The sequence below is a fragment of the Bacillus sp. M5A3_1b genome, from assembly GCF_053345335.1.
Genome location: NZ_JBKEZY010000001.1, coordinates 711,450 through 725,324, shown reverse-complemented (window position 1 = coordinate 725,324; position 13,875 = coordinate 711,450). Strand labels below are relative to the sequence as shown.

At 36.0% G+C, this 13,875-nt stretch carries 14 protein-coding genes and 1 other annotated feature; all 14 genes read left to right on the top strand.

Annotated elements, in window-relative coordinates; all coding sequences use genetic code 11:
- The first annotated feature begins 96 nt into the window (after positions 1–96).
- The 14 genes from spoIVFA to pheA all read left to right on the top strand — a co-directional run bounded on the left by spoIVFA (position 97) and on the right by pheA (position 13,767).
- On the top strand, positions 97–843 hold the full coding sequence (spoIVFA, locus tag ACLBWW_RS03830; RefSeq protein ID WP_048541370.1) for a stage IV sporulation protein SpoIVFA: 747 nt from the start codon (positions 97–99) through the stop codon (positions 841–843).
- Positions 836–1,696 carry a stage IV sporulation intramembrane metalloprotease SpoIVFB gene (spoIVFB, locus tag ACLBWW_RS03825; RefSeq protein WP_447613908.1) on the top strand — a complete coding sequence of 287 codons (861 nt, stop codon included), beginning with the start codon at positions 836–838 and terminating at the stop codon, positions 1,694–1,696. The genes spoIVFA and spoIVFB overlap by 8 nt, the downstream gene beginning before the upstream one ends.
- Before the next feature lie 67 nt (positions 1,697–1,763).
- Complete coding sequence (locus ACLBWW_RS03820; RefSeq protein WP_048541372.1) at positions 1,764–3,152, top strand: Rne/Rng family ribonuclease; 1,389 nt, start codon at positions 1,764–1,766, stop codon at positions 3,150–3,152.
- 77 nt (positions 3,153–3,229) lie between these two features.
- Positions 3,230–3,307 (top strand) — a sequence feature (ribosomal protein L21 leader region).
- A 14-nt stretch (positions 3,308–3,321) separates the two neighbouring features.
- Positions 3,322–3,630 carry a 50S ribosomal protein L21 gene (gene rplU / locus ACLBWW_RS03815; RefSeq protein ID WP_000270907.1) on the top strand — a complete coding sequence of 103 codons (309 nt, stop codon included), beginning with the start codon at positions 3,322–3,324 and terminating at the stop codon, positions 3,628–3,630.
- Between the two features lie 11 nt (positions 3,631–3,641).
- Positions 3,642–3,986: a ribosomal-processing cysteine protease Prp gene (locus ACLBWW_RS03810; RefSeq protein ID WP_001973720.1), complete on the top strand. Its 345-nt coding sequence runs from the start codon at positions 3,642–3,644 to the stop codon at positions 3,984–3,986.
- 3 nt (positions 3,987–3,989) lie between these two features.
- Entirely contained in the window at positions 3,990–4,280 is a 291-nt protein-coding gene (gene rpmA, locus ACLBWW_RS03805; protein WP_000944957.1) for a 50S ribosomal protein L27, read from the top strand.
- A gap of 63 nt (positions 4,281–4,343) precedes the next feature.
- Positions 4,344–4,892: a sporulation initiation phosphotransferase B gene (locus ACLBWW_RS03800; RefSeq protein ID WP_001003578.1), complete on the top strand. Its 549-nt coding sequence runs from the start codon at positions 4,344–4,346 to the stop codon at positions 4,890–4,892.
- Positions 4,892–6,175 carry a GTPase ObgE gene (obgE, locus tag ACLBWW_RS03795; RefSeq protein ID WP_048541374.1) on the top strand — a complete coding sequence of 428 codons (1,284 nt, stop codon included), beginning with the start codon at positions 4,892–4,894 and terminating at the stop codon, positions 6,173–6,175. The genes ACLBWW_RS03800 and obgE overlap by 1 nt, the downstream gene beginning before the upstream one ends.
- 137 nt (positions 6,176–6,312) lie before the next feature.
- Positions 6,313–7,020 carry a response regulator transcription factor gene (locus tag ACLBWW_RS03790; protein ID WP_000276710.1) on the top strand — a complete coding sequence of 236 codons (708 nt, stop codon included), beginning with the start codon at positions 6,313–6,315 and terminating at the stop codon, positions 7,018–7,020.
- Positions 7,010–8,092, top strand: coding sequence for a HAMP domain-containing histidine kinase (locus ACLBWW_RS03785; RefSeq protein ID WP_098633564.1), 1,083 nt, complete (start codon positions 7,010–7,012; stop codon positions 8,090–8,092). The genes ACLBWW_RS03790 and ACLBWW_RS03785 overlap by 11 nt, the downstream gene beginning before the upstream one ends.
- Positions 8,093–8,185: 93 nt before the next feature.
- Positions 8,186–8,962: an ABC transporter ATP-binding protein gene (locus tag ACLBWW_RS03780; RefSeq protein ID WP_000114530.1), complete on the top strand. Its 777-nt coding sequence runs from the start codon at positions 8,186–8,188 to the stop codon at positions 8,960–8,962.
- On the top strand, positions 8,937–10,859 hold the full coding sequence (locus tag ACLBWW_RS03775; protein ID WP_431124757.1) for an ABC transporter permease: 1,923 nt from the start codon (positions 8,937–8,939) through the stop codon (positions 10,857–10,859). The genes ACLBWW_RS03780 and ACLBWW_RS03775 overlap by 26 nt, the downstream gene beginning before the upstream one ends.
- Positions 10,860–10,908: 49 nt before the next feature.
- Positions 10,909–12,819, top strand: coding sequence for an ABC transporter permease (locus tag ACLBWW_RS03770; RefSeq protein WP_098136670.1), 1,911 nt, complete (start codon positions 10,909–10,911; stop codon positions 12,817–12,819).
- Positions 12,820–12,915: 96 nt separating this feature from the next.
- Positions 12,916–13,767, top strand: a complete 852-nt coding sequence (gene pheA, locus ACLBWW_RS03765) for a prephenate dehydratase (RefSeq protein ID WP_048541381.1) — start codon at positions 12,916–12,918, stop codon at positions 13,765–13,767.
- Positions 13,768–13,875: the final 108 nt, after the last annotated feature.

Genomic DNA, 13,875 nt, shown 5'->3' with positions numbered 1-13,875 from the left:
TTCACACGAATATCTTCCTTTCTTAGCTCATACATATGTACAAACTGTATACAACTGTTTCTATTTAAATTAGCTTAACGAAAGAAAGGAGACAGTATGAAGAATAGTCGTGTAGAAGAAATTAAAAAACGGATTGCGAAAAGGAAGGCAGAGCAGGAAAGGATGGAGGAAGAGCAGTATTTTGCTGGAGGGAATTTTGATAGTGAAACAGTATTTATTGAAGAAGGAGAAAAGGAAATTCATCCTTTATTTAGAAAAGAAGTATTTTTCTTCAAATTTTTGTTATCAGCAATATTAGTTCTTTCTGTCGCTATTTTATATAAGAATGCACCCTCTTCTTTCGACGGTGCTAAAGCTGTTACAGAAAAAGTGATGAAAGAAGAATTTCAGTTTGCTACTGTAGCGAAATGGTACGAAAAGCAGTTTGGAAAACCGCTCGTATTTTATTCACCTACTGAGAAAAAAGAAGGAACTATTCAGCAAAAAGATTATGCCATCCCTGCTTCTGGAAAGGTGATGCAAGGGTTTCAAAAAAATGGCCAAGGTGTATTTGTTCAAACAGCTATAAATGCAACTGTTGAGTCAGTGAATGAAGGGCTAGTTGTTTTTGCAGGCAAGAAAGAGGAACTTGGTAATACGGTTCAAATTCAGCATGCAGATGGAACAGAATCGTGGTATGCGAATTTAAATGACATGACAGTGAAATTATATGATTACGTTTCAAAGAAACAAAAAATTGGAACGGTGAATAATGATGCGAATAATAAAAATGGTAAGTTTTATTTCGCGATAAAAAAGAATGAAAAATTTATTGACCCGATTCAGGTGATTTCATTTGATTAAATATAGAGAAGTTTTAACGAAGATTTCAGTGCATCCGTTGTTTTGGGTTATTATTGTCATTGGTATTTTTACGGCACGTTTTAAAGAGTTACTACTGTTATTTTGTATCGTTCTTATCCATGAACTTGGGCATGCCTTTGCGGCGGCACACTACAATTGGCGTATTAAAAAGATTCAACTTTTACCGTTTGGTGGTGTGGCTGAGCTTGAGGAGCATGGGAATAAGTCATTGATAGAGGAGCTTGTTGTTGTAATTGCAGGGCCTATACAACATATTTGGATGATGGTGGTAGGTTATATAGTCTTTGAAGCTGGTTGGCTGGGTGCGGATTTATATTATTTCTTTATATGGAATAATATAATTATTTTAGCATTTAATTTACTACCTATTTGGCCGCTTGATGGTGGAAAAGTATTGTTTAACGTATTATCATATCGTTTTCCTTATTTACAAGCACATGAAAAGATGATGAAATTATCATGTGTTTTTTTTAGTGTAATACTAGTGTGGCAGTTACTTTGGAATAGTAACAATATTATGATGTGGGTACTACTCATATTTTTAGCGGTGTCGTTATATCAAGAGTGGAAACAAAGACAGTATGCCTTTATGCGTTTTTTATTAGAACGTTATTATGGGAACAAAAGAGGAATTGAAAAGATTGCACCTATTGAAGTGCAATCAGAAGATCATTTATATAAGATATTCACAAAATTTCGTAGAGGGTATAAGCACTCTATTATCGTCCATGGAAAATATAAAGAACATTACACATTGGATGAAAATGAATTACTCTATGCGTATTTTACTGAAAAACGAACAACTTCATCTGTTGAAGAATTAATCGGTTAGTGTTGACGATAGCACTAACCTTTTATTATTGTAAAAGCAAAGAAGATTATAAAGTGAGGAAAGAATTTTGAAAACGTTATATATGAACTATGCAGGATCGGAAAAACGCGTTGCAATTGAAGAGAAGAAAAAAATTGTTGAGTTTTTATGGAAACGAAATGAAGAACAAGAGATTGTTGGGCATATTTATGTTGGACGTATCGTAAGAACGATTGCTGGAATGAACGCAGCTTTTGTAAACATCGGTTTAGAAAAACATGCGTACCTTTCATACGATGATGTACCATCTTCTTATCGTATACATGAAGGGCAAGCAGTACTCGTGCAAGTTGTGAAAGAGGCAATTGATACGAAAGGGCCGAAATTGACGGCGAACGTAGAATTTACCGGGAAATATGTCGTTTATATGCCATATGATGAAATGCGTGCGGTTTCTCGGAAAATAAAAAACAATAAAAGAAGGCAACAGCTACTCCAAATTGAGGTAGAAGGGACAGGAGGTTATATTTTCCGCTCTGCTTCTGAAAAAGGAGAAATTGAAGAAATACAAGCTGAAATGCAAAGTTTACAGCAGTTATATGAAGAGCTAAAAAGAAAAGAGGGCCAAGGAAAGGCACCGTTACTACTTCATCGACCGGCGACCTTTTTAGATCGTGTATTCCAAGAGAATCCGATTGAAACGATTGAAAAAGTAGTTGTAGATACAAGAAGTATAGTAAAAGAATTAGAAGAAAAGGTCGGAAAAGAAAAAGTATCTTTTTATAATGAAAGATCTTCAATGTTTAACCATTTTGGAATAGAACGTGAGATCGAGAAAGCACTTCAAAAAATTGTGTGGCTCCCGAATGGTGCTTATTTAATTGTGGAACAAATGGAGACGATGACTGTAATTGATGTGAATACGGGCAAGTTTACTGGAAAACAGAATTTACAAGATACAGTCCTTCGTACAAATGAAGTGGCAGCTGAAGAGATTGCACGTCAATTAAGACTGCGTGATATCGGTGGTATGATATTAATTGATTTCATTAATATGAAAAGAAGAGAAGATAAAGAAAAGGTAAGAGAATGTCTGATGGCTGCTATGCAAAATGATCGCACATATACAAGAGTGCTCGGTTTTACAGAGTTAGGGATTTTGGAGATGACACGTAAACGTAAGAAACATTCTTTACGCGACGTATTACTAGAAGAGTGTGTACCTTGCAAAGCGACGGGGTATGTAATGTCATATGAAACAATTGCGTATGAGTTAGAGAGAGAGCTAATCACATATGGAAATATAGAGGATGAGGCAGTATTAATCGCTGCGCCTAAAAATTTGCAAAAACAATTTTTGCAAAAAGAATTACAAAAAAATATTCCATTTGAAATTTATTTCAAAGATGATATGATCGAAAAGTACGCAATTATTCGTTTTGGAAGTAAAACAGAAATTGTAGAACGGAAAAAATAGTTAGCAGAACATTTATTGACAACCGTCTATGATTCATGATAACATCTTTATGTTATAGTTTATAGCACCTAAACGGCTATATGCTACAACCGCACAAGACAGGTTCCCTAAAGACATTTATGTCTACCTCGTTTTTGGCGAGTCTTAGTAATTAAGAGGAGGTGCAAGTATGTACGCAATTATCGAAACAGGTGGAAAACAAATTAAAGTTGAAGCTGGTCAAGCAATCTACATTGAAAAATTAGATGTTGAAGCTGGTGAAACTGTTACTTTTGACAAAGTTCTTTTCGTTGGTGGCGAAAACGTTAAAGTTGGTAGCCCAGTTGTAGAAGGTGCAACAGTTACTGCGAAAGTTGAAAAACAAGGTCGCGCTAAGAAAATTATCGTTTTCAAATACAAAGCGAAAAAGAACAATCGTAAGAAACAAGGTCATCGTCAACCTTACACTAAGCTAGTTGTTGAAGCTATCAACGCTTAATCCAGGTTAACATGATTAAAATTACGATAAGTCGCACGAAATTAGGAAGTATCCAATCATTTAAAATGACTGGACATGCCGATTATGCGCCACATGGACAAGATCTTGTCTGTGCTGGAACTACAGCGGTTGTGTTTGGTTCTATAAATGCAGTGGAAGAACTTTGTAATGTGCAGGCAACTATTGAACTCGGAAGTGATGGCGGATTCTTAACGTATGAATTGCCTAATGATTTAGACGTTCATGCAGCAGAAAAAGCACAAACGCTTTTAGAAGGATTGGTTGTTTCGCTTAAGACGATCGAACTTGATTACGGAAAGTATATCCGTTTAATAGAAAAAGTGCAGGAGGTGTAACGTATGTTAAGATTAGATCTTCAGTTTTTCGCATCTAAGAAAGGTGTAGGTAGTACAAAGAACGGTCGTGACTCTCAGTCAAAACGTCTTGGTGCTAAACGCGCAGATGGTCAAACGGTTTCAGGTGGTTCAATTCTTTACCGTCAACGCGGTACAAAAATTTATCCAGGTGTTAACGTTGGTCGTGGTGGCGATGACACTTTATACGCGAAAGTTGACGGCGTAGTACGCTTTGAGCGTCTTGGCCGTGACCGCAAACAAGTGAGCGTATATCCTGTTGCTCAAGAAGCATAAGAACTCACGGAAAACTCTAACCTGAGTGCAGGTTAGAGTTTTTCTATATTAAGGGGTATCTAAATGAATGAAAAATGGACAATTATAGATGCATTGCGTCATTCAAGACATGATTGGCTCAATCGTATGCAGATGGTGAAAGGAAACCTTTCCCTTGGAAAAGTGGAAGAGATTCATAGTCTCATCGATCGTTTTGTCCAAGAAGCGAGACAAGAATCCAATCTGATAGGGCTATCAATGCCTTTATTTTCAGAGTGGATTTTAACATATAATTGGAAACAGCAGCCGTGCTTATTGGAGTACGAAGTATTAGGGAAATTACATAACTTATCTCACTTAGATGAGACTGTATGTATATGGACGAATCAATTTTTCTCAATACTTCAGCATAGTTTAGACGTATATGTTGAAAATTATGTTTGTATCACAATTGAATGTGACGCGGAGAATGCTCGTTTCTTTTTTGATTTTCGTGGTAAGCTAACGAGTGTAGAAGAACTACAGAATTGGCTTGCGAACCAAAACAATAAATGGTATTCCATTTCTTATACAGTACGAGACGAAGAAGTCTCAGTTATATTACAACCAATCGAAAAAAGTGTGGTGAAATAATGTTTGTAGATCAGGTCAAGATATATGTAAAAGGCGGCGACGGTGGTAACGGAATGGTTGCGTATCGTCGTGAGAAGTATGTACCTAAAGGTGGCCCAGCAGGTGGCGACGGTGGTAAAGGTGCAGATGTTGTTTTTGTTGTTGAGGAAGGCTTACGTACATTAATGGACTTCCGCTACCAACGTCATTTCAAAGCTGATCGTGGTCAGCATGGAATGAGTAAAGGTCAGCATGGTCGTAAATCTGAAGATTTAATCGTAAAGGTTCCACCGGGAACAATAGTAAAAGATGAAAAAACAGGTGAAATTCTTGCCGATTTAGTAACGCATGGACAAACAGCTGTAATCGCAAAGGGTGGCCGCGGTGGTCGTGGTAACTCACGTTTCGCAACACCGACGAACCCAGCGCCAGAAATCGCTGAGAACGGTGAACCAGGTCAAGAACGTGATGTCACGCTAGAACTTAAAGTGCTAGCAGATGTTGGACTTGTTGGATTCCCAAGTGTAGGTAAATCTACATTATTATCTGTTGTATCATCAGCGCGTCCGAAAATTGCAGAGTATCACTTTACAACAATCGTTCCGAATCTTGGTGTTGTTGAAACTGGTGATAACCGCAGCTTCGTTATGGCTGACCTTCCTGGACTAATTGAAGGTGCACATGCCGGCGTCGGACTTGGACACCAATTCTTACGTCATATTGAGCGTACGCGTGTAATCGTGCATGTTATCGATATGTCTGGTTTAGAAGGCCGTGAGCCATATGAAGATTATGTAACAATCAATAGTGAACTAAAAGAATACAATATGCGTTTAACTGAGCGTCCACAAGTTGTTGTTGCAAACAAAATGGATATGCCAGGTGCAGAAGAAAACTTACAAGCATTTAAAGCAAAATTGGGAGACGAAGTGAAAATTTTCCCAATCTCAGCTGTAACGAAACAAGGTGTTCGTGACTTACTATTTGAAGTAGCGAACTTATTAGAAACAACACCAGAATTCCCAATGTACGATGATGTAGAAGAATCTGAAGCAAGTGTAATGTACAAATTTGAATCTGAATCTAATTTTGAAATTACACGCGAAAGTGATGGCACATTTGTTATTTCTGGTTATGATATTGAGAAAACATTCAAAATGACAGACTTCTCACGTGATGAATCTGTACGCCGATTTGCTCGTCAAATGCGTGGAATGGGTATTGATGAAGCCCTTCGTGCACGTGGTGCAGTAGACGGAGATATTGTAAAAATTCTTGAATATCAATTTGAATTTATCGATTAAGACTGCCGAAATATGGCAGTTTTTTTTTATTGTAAATGTCTGATTCATATAGGGAAAAATACCCACTAATTAAATTTTCAATTTATAATAGAACAAGGAGTAGCTTTGGAAGAATTTTTTATGGGGAGAAAACGAACATGTATAAAATATTAATTGTAGAAGACGATGAAAAAATAGCGGGAATATTAGAGGAGCATTTAGAAAGGTATGGCTATCAATCATTTAGAGCAAGTGATTTACGTCATATAAAAGATGAGTTCGTGAAAATAAATCCTCATCTCGTATTACTGGATATTAATTTACCATATTTTGATGGTTTTTATTGGTGTCGTCAAATTCGTACTGTATCGAATGCGCCGATTATTTTTGTTTCTGCAAGAACAGGGGAAATGGATCAAGTAATGGCGATCGAGAATGGCGGAGATGATTACATTACGAAGCCATTCCATTTAGATATTGTAATGGCTAAGGTGAAAAGTGCACTTCGCCGTGGCTATGGTGAGTATGCCTCTGTTGCTGAGAGTGATTGTTTAGGTGTAAATGGACTGTTGTTATTTCCGTCCCAGCACATTGTTGAGTGGCAGGGGCAACAAACGGAGCTGACAAAAAATGAATTTTACTTATTAGAATGTTTAATGAAACAAGCAAATCAATATGTAACGCGTGAAGAACTGTTAGAAGCCCTGTGGGACGAGGTAGCTTTTGTTGATGATAATACATTAACCGTAAATGTAAAACGCGTAAGGAAGAAACTAGAGGAGCTAGGCATTCAAAATGCAATTGTAACGAAACGCGGATATGGTTATGCGCTTCTTACAGAGTGGGGCGAAGGGCATGAAGGTTAAAAATTACCTCATGGACCGTTTTTCTTTACTTCTTTCTTATATTATTAGCCTTTGTTTATTTGGGCTCGTTTTGCAGTTGCAAAGTTTTTTAGAAAAAAAATCCATTGATTGGAGTACGTGGTTATATGGGCTTTTATTAGGGACAGTTGTATTTACTGTATACCTCATTTACGATTATCGAAAAAGAAGTGTATTTTTAAAAAGAATCGAAAAATATGTTGCTAGCGGAAATACATTACACGACTCTTTACTTATTGATACTTCTTATACGTCAGAGCAAGAGATGGTTGTTGAATCGTTTACGCTATTAAGACAGCAATATATGAATGAAGTTCATAAACAACATGCGAAAGAACAACAGCAAATGATATTTATGAACCAATGGATTCATCAAATGAAAACACCAGTATCGGTTATAGAATTGCTATTACAAAAGTTTGGTAAAGAGCATCGTGAAGCAAGAGCAACAGTTGAAAGTATTCGTGAAGAAAATAACCGCATACTAAATGGTTTAGATTTAGCGTTACATATGGCAAGGTTAGAGCAGTTTGCGAAAGATTATAAAGTAGAAGTAGTAAATGTGATAGATATCATTAGGGGTATTATTAATGAAAATAGAAAATCTTTCATTCAATCGTCTGTATTTCCGAAAGTGATGTTTGAGGAAGATACTTGTATGGTTGCATCTGATAGAAAATGGCTCAGTATTGCTATAGGTCAAATTGTTGTAAATGCAATTAAGTATACGAAAATTTCAGAAGCAGAGAAAAAGGAAATCCAATTTCAAATTGAAGAGAAAGATCAAAAAGTGTTACTACATATTATGGACAATGGAATCGGTATTCCAGAGCAAGATGTAAAGCGTATATTTGATCCATTTTTTACGGGGATAAATGGCCGTAAAACGAGAGAAGCGACTGGAATGGGTTTATATATTACGAAGGAAATTTGCGATAATTTACATCATGGAATGTATGTGCAATCGGCTGAAGGGGAAGGTACAACATTCACGTTCCAATTTGCAAAAGATGAAGAATATCATACCTTAATGAGAAAAATGACAAAACTGTAAGATAACAAAACGTTTTGTAAGGGAAATCACTCGTTTCTTTTTCTTATTTTTCTTATAGTAAGTGTAAGAAGAAAACACATAGGGGGACTAGAAATGAGTGTTCTTGAAGTAAAAGGATTAACAAAAGTGTACCAATCAAAAGGTTCAGTAGCGACGACTGCTTTAAACGATATAAATTTTAAAATAGAAGAAGGCGAATTTGTAGGAATTATGGGGCCTTCAGGGAGCGGGAAAACAACGCTTTTAAACTTATTAGCAACAATTGATAAGCAAACTTCAGGTCATGTGCTTGTAAATGGTGAAGAAATTAATCAAATGCGTGCTGCAAAATTAGCGGAGTTTCGTCGTACACATTTAGGATTCATCTTCCAGGATTTTAACTTACTTGATACGTTATCGATTAAAGAAAATATCATTTTACCACTTGTAATGGCGAAGAAATCTGTAAATGAAATCGATGCGAAAGTGCTTGAGATTGCAAAGTTTTTAAACATCGAAGAAATTTTAAATAAAAAAGTATATGAAGTGTCAGGCGGACAACAACAACGTGCAGCAGCAGCGAGAGCGATCATTCATGAACCTACGCTAATTTTAGCGGATGAGCCAACTGGAAACTTAGATTCGAAGTCAGCAAAATCATTAATGAGTGCGTTGCAAGATTTACATGAACAAAAGAAAGTGACAATTGCAATGGTAACGCATGATCCAGTAGCGGCGAGTTATTGCGAACGTATTCTTTTCATTCGCGACGGAGAAATTTTCTCGGAAATACATAAAGGAAGAACGAAACAAGCCTTTTTCCAAGAAATTCTGGACGTACTTGCGATGCTAGGAGGAGAATATCATGAACTTTCGCCAGCTCGCGCTTAATAACGTAAAAGGAAATTGGCGTAATTATAAAGCTTTCCTTATTAGTAGCTGTTTATCGATTGTCGTATTTTTCATGTATGCTTCCTTTATTTATCATCCAGATGTCGTAAGTGGTAATATTAGTATGAGAGAGATGATTTCAAAAGGGCTAGAATCGATGAATTATATTGTAGTCATCTTCTCAGCGCTCTTTATTTTATATGCAAATTCAACATTTTTACGAGCAAGAAAAAAAGAGTTTGGTCTATTAACATTAATAGGTGGAACAAAATCTCAACTTGGCCGAATGATTATATTAGAACAGCTTATGTTAGGTAGCATTGCAATTGTAGTAGGTATTGGGCTTGGCATGCTTTGTTCAAAGTTATTTTTCCAAGCATTAAGCGTAATATTGAAAATAGATAAAACACTTCCACTCGTATGGAATAGTAAAGCAGTTTTGATTACAGTAGGTGTATACTTTATTCTATTTTTAATCCTATCATTGTTTAGTGTTTGGACAGTAGGGCGCTTGCAAATTATTGATTTATTAAGAGAAGCAAGAAAACAAAAAGTAGAACCTTTTGCATTTACATCGTTATGTGTAGTTGGTATAGGATGTATTATTGTTGCATATGTACTGAGCTTCCAAGTGACATTTATGAATTTTATCATTCTGTTTTTACCGATTGTAGGGCTGACGATAGGCGGAACTTATTTACTGTTTACACAAGGTAGTACAGTCGTATTAAAAGCATTGCAAAAAAGAAAAAGATCTTTTTATACATATCCAAATATGTTCGTACTTAGCAATCTTATTTATAAAATGAAAGATAATGCTCGTTTTCTATTTGTAATTTCTATCATTACGGCCGTTGTATCTTCAGCAGTTGGTACACTGTACGTATTTTTTGAGGATATGAGTTATAAGGCAGTAACTAGTACCCCGCATGCTATTTCGTATGAGGAAAAGGGAATAAATACGCATAATGTCATAAAAGAAGGAAAGGCAAAAGAATTAATAAAAAAACACGGATTTGAAGAAGCGCGAGAAGTAATGTACGTAAAACTTCCTGGAACTCAAAAAATCACGATGTTTAAGAGTGAACATGAAGTACCGATGGCGATTGTTTCAGAAAAAGAATATAATGCTGAAGTACGTAAACAAAAGAGAGAGCAAGTTAGAGAAGTTCATAATGCACCAGGTAGTGCAACGATGGTCGTAATGGATATGGCGAACGATATGATGAAGATAGATCGTACGAAACCGTATGAAATTAAAATTAACGGACAAACGCAGTCTGTTCAATTAAATGATCCAACTTCATTTTCTGTTTTTAATGATAGTGAATATCTCATTGTGAATGATCAAGATTTTGAGAAATACGCAAAGCTCGTACCAGATGAAGAAAAGACGAAATATTACGGTTATTATATAGAAGACTGGAAAAGTACGGAAGAACTTGTGTTAGATTTGAAAAAGGAAATTGCACCAGATAAGCAAGGGGAATTAAATAACTCGGTGTTTGCTTATAAAAATATAAGGGAATCAGGAGCAATTACGATGTTTATCGGTTTCTTCGTAGCTGTACTGTTCTTCTTTTTCGCTTGTAGTATGACATACTTTAAATGGTTTAACGATAAAGAACAAGATCGTATTCAATTTAAATCGTTAAAGAGAATCGGTATGACAGATAAAGAAATTCGTAAAATTGCGATTCGACAAATGGGCGTTATCTTCTTTATCCCAATTTTGATCGGTGCAATTCATAGTGGATTTGCTCTTCATACGTTAGGGAAAATGCTTTATATTGATTTATGGAAATCAGGTGCGATTGTAATTGGAGCATACATTGTAGCTTCTGCGATTTACTTTATGATCGCGCAAAGGGGATATTTGAAACACGTGCAAAGCTAGAGAAACCTCTAGCTTTTTGCCTATGTAGTAAGTTATAGGGGGACGATAGATGAACATTCGGCAACTAGCGCTGCAAAATATAAAAGGAAATTGGCGTAATTATAAAGTGTTTTTCTTAAGTAGTTGTTTTGCGATATTTGCGTCTTTTGCATACATGTCTGTCATTGTACATCCGTATATGCAAGAGACGATGTGGTATCAAAACGTACGCTGGGGACTTATCATATGTAATGTTATAATTATTTCTTTTTTCGTCATATTTATTTTGTACGCTACTTCTATTTTCATAGAGGCACGTAAGAAAGAATTAGGATTATATATGTTAATGGGAGCAACGAAATCTAACGTAATAGGAGTGATTATGACCGAGCAAATATTGATCGGGGTATTTGCTAATATTTTCGGTATTGGGCTTGGTATGATCTTTTTAAAGCTCTTTTTCATGGTGTTTAGTATGTTATTGGGGCTTCCGAAAGAACTCCCTGTCATATTTGATGTGAGAGCAATTGGGGGAACGTTTATTACGTATATGTTCGTATTTGTTGTCTTATCTTTTATAAGTGCTTTACGAATATGGAATATAAAAATCATTCGGTTATTGAAAGAATTTCGAGCAGATAAAAAAGAGAAGAAAACATCAATGTGGCTTTGTATATTCGGCTTTATTTGTTTAGGGATAGGATATGCGTTAGCGTTACAAGCGACGGTGACAACGATAGCATTCTATTTTTTCCCTGTGTCTATACTTGTCTTTTTCGGAACGTATTTTTCTTTTACACACGGCACTGCTCAAATATTAGAAATGATAAAACGAAATAAAAAGATTATGTATACATACCCGTATTTATTTATAGTGAATCAATTGTCACATCGAATGAAGGAAAATGGTCGTTTTTTCTTTCTAATGTCAATGGCAACGACGTTTGTAGTTACGGCAACAGGTACGGTATTTTTATATTTTTCTGGTATGCAAGATATGTGGCGGGGCGGGGGAGTACACTCATTTTCTTACATAGAAAAAGGTACTTCTTCTCATGAAGTCTTTGCGGAAGGTGCGGTTGAACAATTATTGCATCAATATGGGTATAATGATTTTCAAACTATGAGTTTTGTTGGAGTGTATGCATCTTTTCAGTCCAATAAGGGAGAAACAGAAGTAGCGCCGCTCATTAAAGAAAGTGAATACAATCAAGAGGCAAGAAAACAAAAACAAAAAACGTATCATCCTAAAAAAGGAACAGTTACACTCGTTTATTATAGTAAATACAATTATCCGTATATGTATGATCAAAAAGAAATCCAACTACAAGTAATAAATCAAACATATTCATTCGTATTTAACGGTCAGAAGGAAGGGGTTCAATTTAACCATCATCCTTCGCACATTAATGGTCTGTTCTTCGTCATGCATGATGAAGACTTTGACAGTATAGCAAATCAGGTTCCTGATTCTGAAAAAATGATATATAGAGGCTATACATTACCAAATATCGAAAATACGAAGAAATTAAATGAAGATTTACGGAAACATATGAAACAAGATAATAATGCATTTCGAAGCAATATGGAGTTATATGTAAATATGAAAGAAGGCGGCGATATTACTCTATTTTTAGGCTCATTTATTAGTATATTATTCTTTCTTACTTCATGTAGCATCGTATATTTTAAATGGTTTCATAACATTTCATCGGATCGTAAAGGGTACGGGGCGCTCTCTAAGCTTGGAATGACGAAAGAAGAAGTGTGGAAAATTTCCCGTTGGCAATTGTGTATGCTATTTTTTACGCCAATTATAGTAGGAAGTATGCATAGTGCAGTTGCGCTATATGCGTTTCATAATACGATCTTTATGGATGGTTCATTAAGAAAAGTAGGCTTGTTTATTCTGTGTTATATCGCTGCATGCATCGTTTATTTCTTTTTCGCTCAAAGAGAATATAGGAAACATTTAGACTAGCGAATGCTAGTCTTTTTTAAATATTCGAAATTTACATAGAAGAATATAAAAAAGTATGGTATAACAGTAAGAAAACGAAAAAGAGGGGAAAAGACGATGATTCGAGTAGGATATTTAGGACCGGAAGCAACATTTACAAATATGGCGGTGAGTCGTTTTTTTCCGGAAGCAGAGCATGTACCGTATCGCACGATTCCAGACTGTATTGATGCAGCTGCAAATGGAAATGTAGACTTCGCAGTTGTACCGTTAGAAAATGCGATAGAAGGTTCAGTGAATATAACGGTTGATTATCTTGTACATGAGCAGCCGCTCTCCATTGTAGGAGAAATTACAGTACCGATTCAGCAACATTTACTTGTACATCCGCAGTATGCAGAAGTGTGGGAAGAAGTATATGCAGTGCATTCTCATCCGCACGCTATTGCACAATGTCATAAGTTTTTAAATGAAGAATTAAAAGGGGTAACCGTCCGAGATATGACATCAACAAGTGCCGCTGCGCAATATGTGAAAGAACACCCTGAAGAAAAAATCGCTGCCATTGCAAATGAAGCAGCCGCAGAAAAATACGGATTAACGATCGTAAGAAGTAGCATTCATACGCATAAAAATAATCATACACGCTTCCTCGTTCTCCATAAGAAAAAGAGAGCAATACTCCCGGATAACGGAGAAAACCGAGGAGAGAAAACGACGCTTATGATAACGTTACCTGCTGATTATGCAGGGGCGCTATATCAAGTGTTATCAGCTTTCGCATGGAGAAAATTAAACTTATCAAAAATCGAATCGCGTCCGATGAAAACAGGTCTTGGAAATTACTTTTTCTTAATCGATGTAGATAAAGCATACGATGATGTATTATTACCAGGCGTAACGATGGAACTTGAAGCACTCGGCTTTTCTGTGACTGTGCTTGGGAGTTATTCTTCTTATTGGTTGTAAGAGAGGTGGATGAACTGTCGACATTTCCCTTCTAATTGCTGGTATAATTTCATCGGATAATACATTTTGTGATAGATAAATAGAATCCCACCTATAAATGGTGGGATT

Excerpts from the sequence above, each read along its gene's own strand:
- ACLBWW_RS03780 (WP_000114530.1), top strand. The coding sequence starts at position 8,186 with ATGAGTGTTCTTGAAGTAAAAGGATTAACAAAAGTGTACCAATCAAAA.
- rplU (WP_000270907.1), top strand. The coding sequence starts at position 3,322 with ATGTACGCAATTATCGAAACAGGTGGAAAACAAATTAAAGTTGAAGCT.
- ACLBWW_RS03800 (WP_001003578.1), top strand. The coding sequence starts at position 4,344 with ATGAATGAAAAATGGACAATTATAGATGCATTGCGTCATTCAAGACAT.
- spoIVFA (WP_048541370.1), top strand. The coding sequence starts at position 97 with ATGAAGAATAGTCGTGTAGAAGAAATTAAAAAACGGATTGCGAAAAGG.
- ACLBWW_RS03770 (WP_098136670.1), top strand. The coding sequence starts at position 10,909 with ATGAACATTCGGCAACTAGCGCTGCAAAATATAAAAGGAAATTGGCGT.
- ACLBWW_RS03785 (WP_098633564.1), top strand. The coding sequence starts at position 7,010 with ATGAAGGTTAAAAATTACCTCATGGACCGTTTTTCTTTACTTCTTTCT.
- ACLBWW_RS03810 (WP_001973720.1), top strand. The coding sequence starts at position 3,642 with ATGATTAAAATTACGATAAGTCGCACGAAATTAGGAAGTATCCAATCA.
- rpmA (WP_000944957.1), top strand. The coding sequence starts at position 3,990 with ATGTTAAGATTAGATCTTCAGTTTTTCGCATCTAAGAAAGGTGTAGGT.
- obgE (WP_048541374.1), top strand. The coding sequence starts at position 4,892 with ATGTTTGTAGATCAGGTCAAGATATATGTAAAAGGCGGCGACGGTGGT.
- ACLBWW_RS03775 (WP_431124757.1), top strand. The coding sequence starts at position 8,937 with ATGAACTTTCGCCAGCTCGCGCTTAATAACGTAAAAGGAAATTGGCGT.
- ACLBWW_RS03790 (WP_000276710.1), top strand. The coding sequence starts at position 6,313 with ATGTATAAAATATTAATTGTAGAAGACGATGAAAAAATAGCGGGAATA.
- pheA (WP_048541381.1), top strand. The coding sequence starts at position 12,916 with ATGATTCGAGTAGGATATTTAGGACCGGAAGCAACATTTACAAATATG.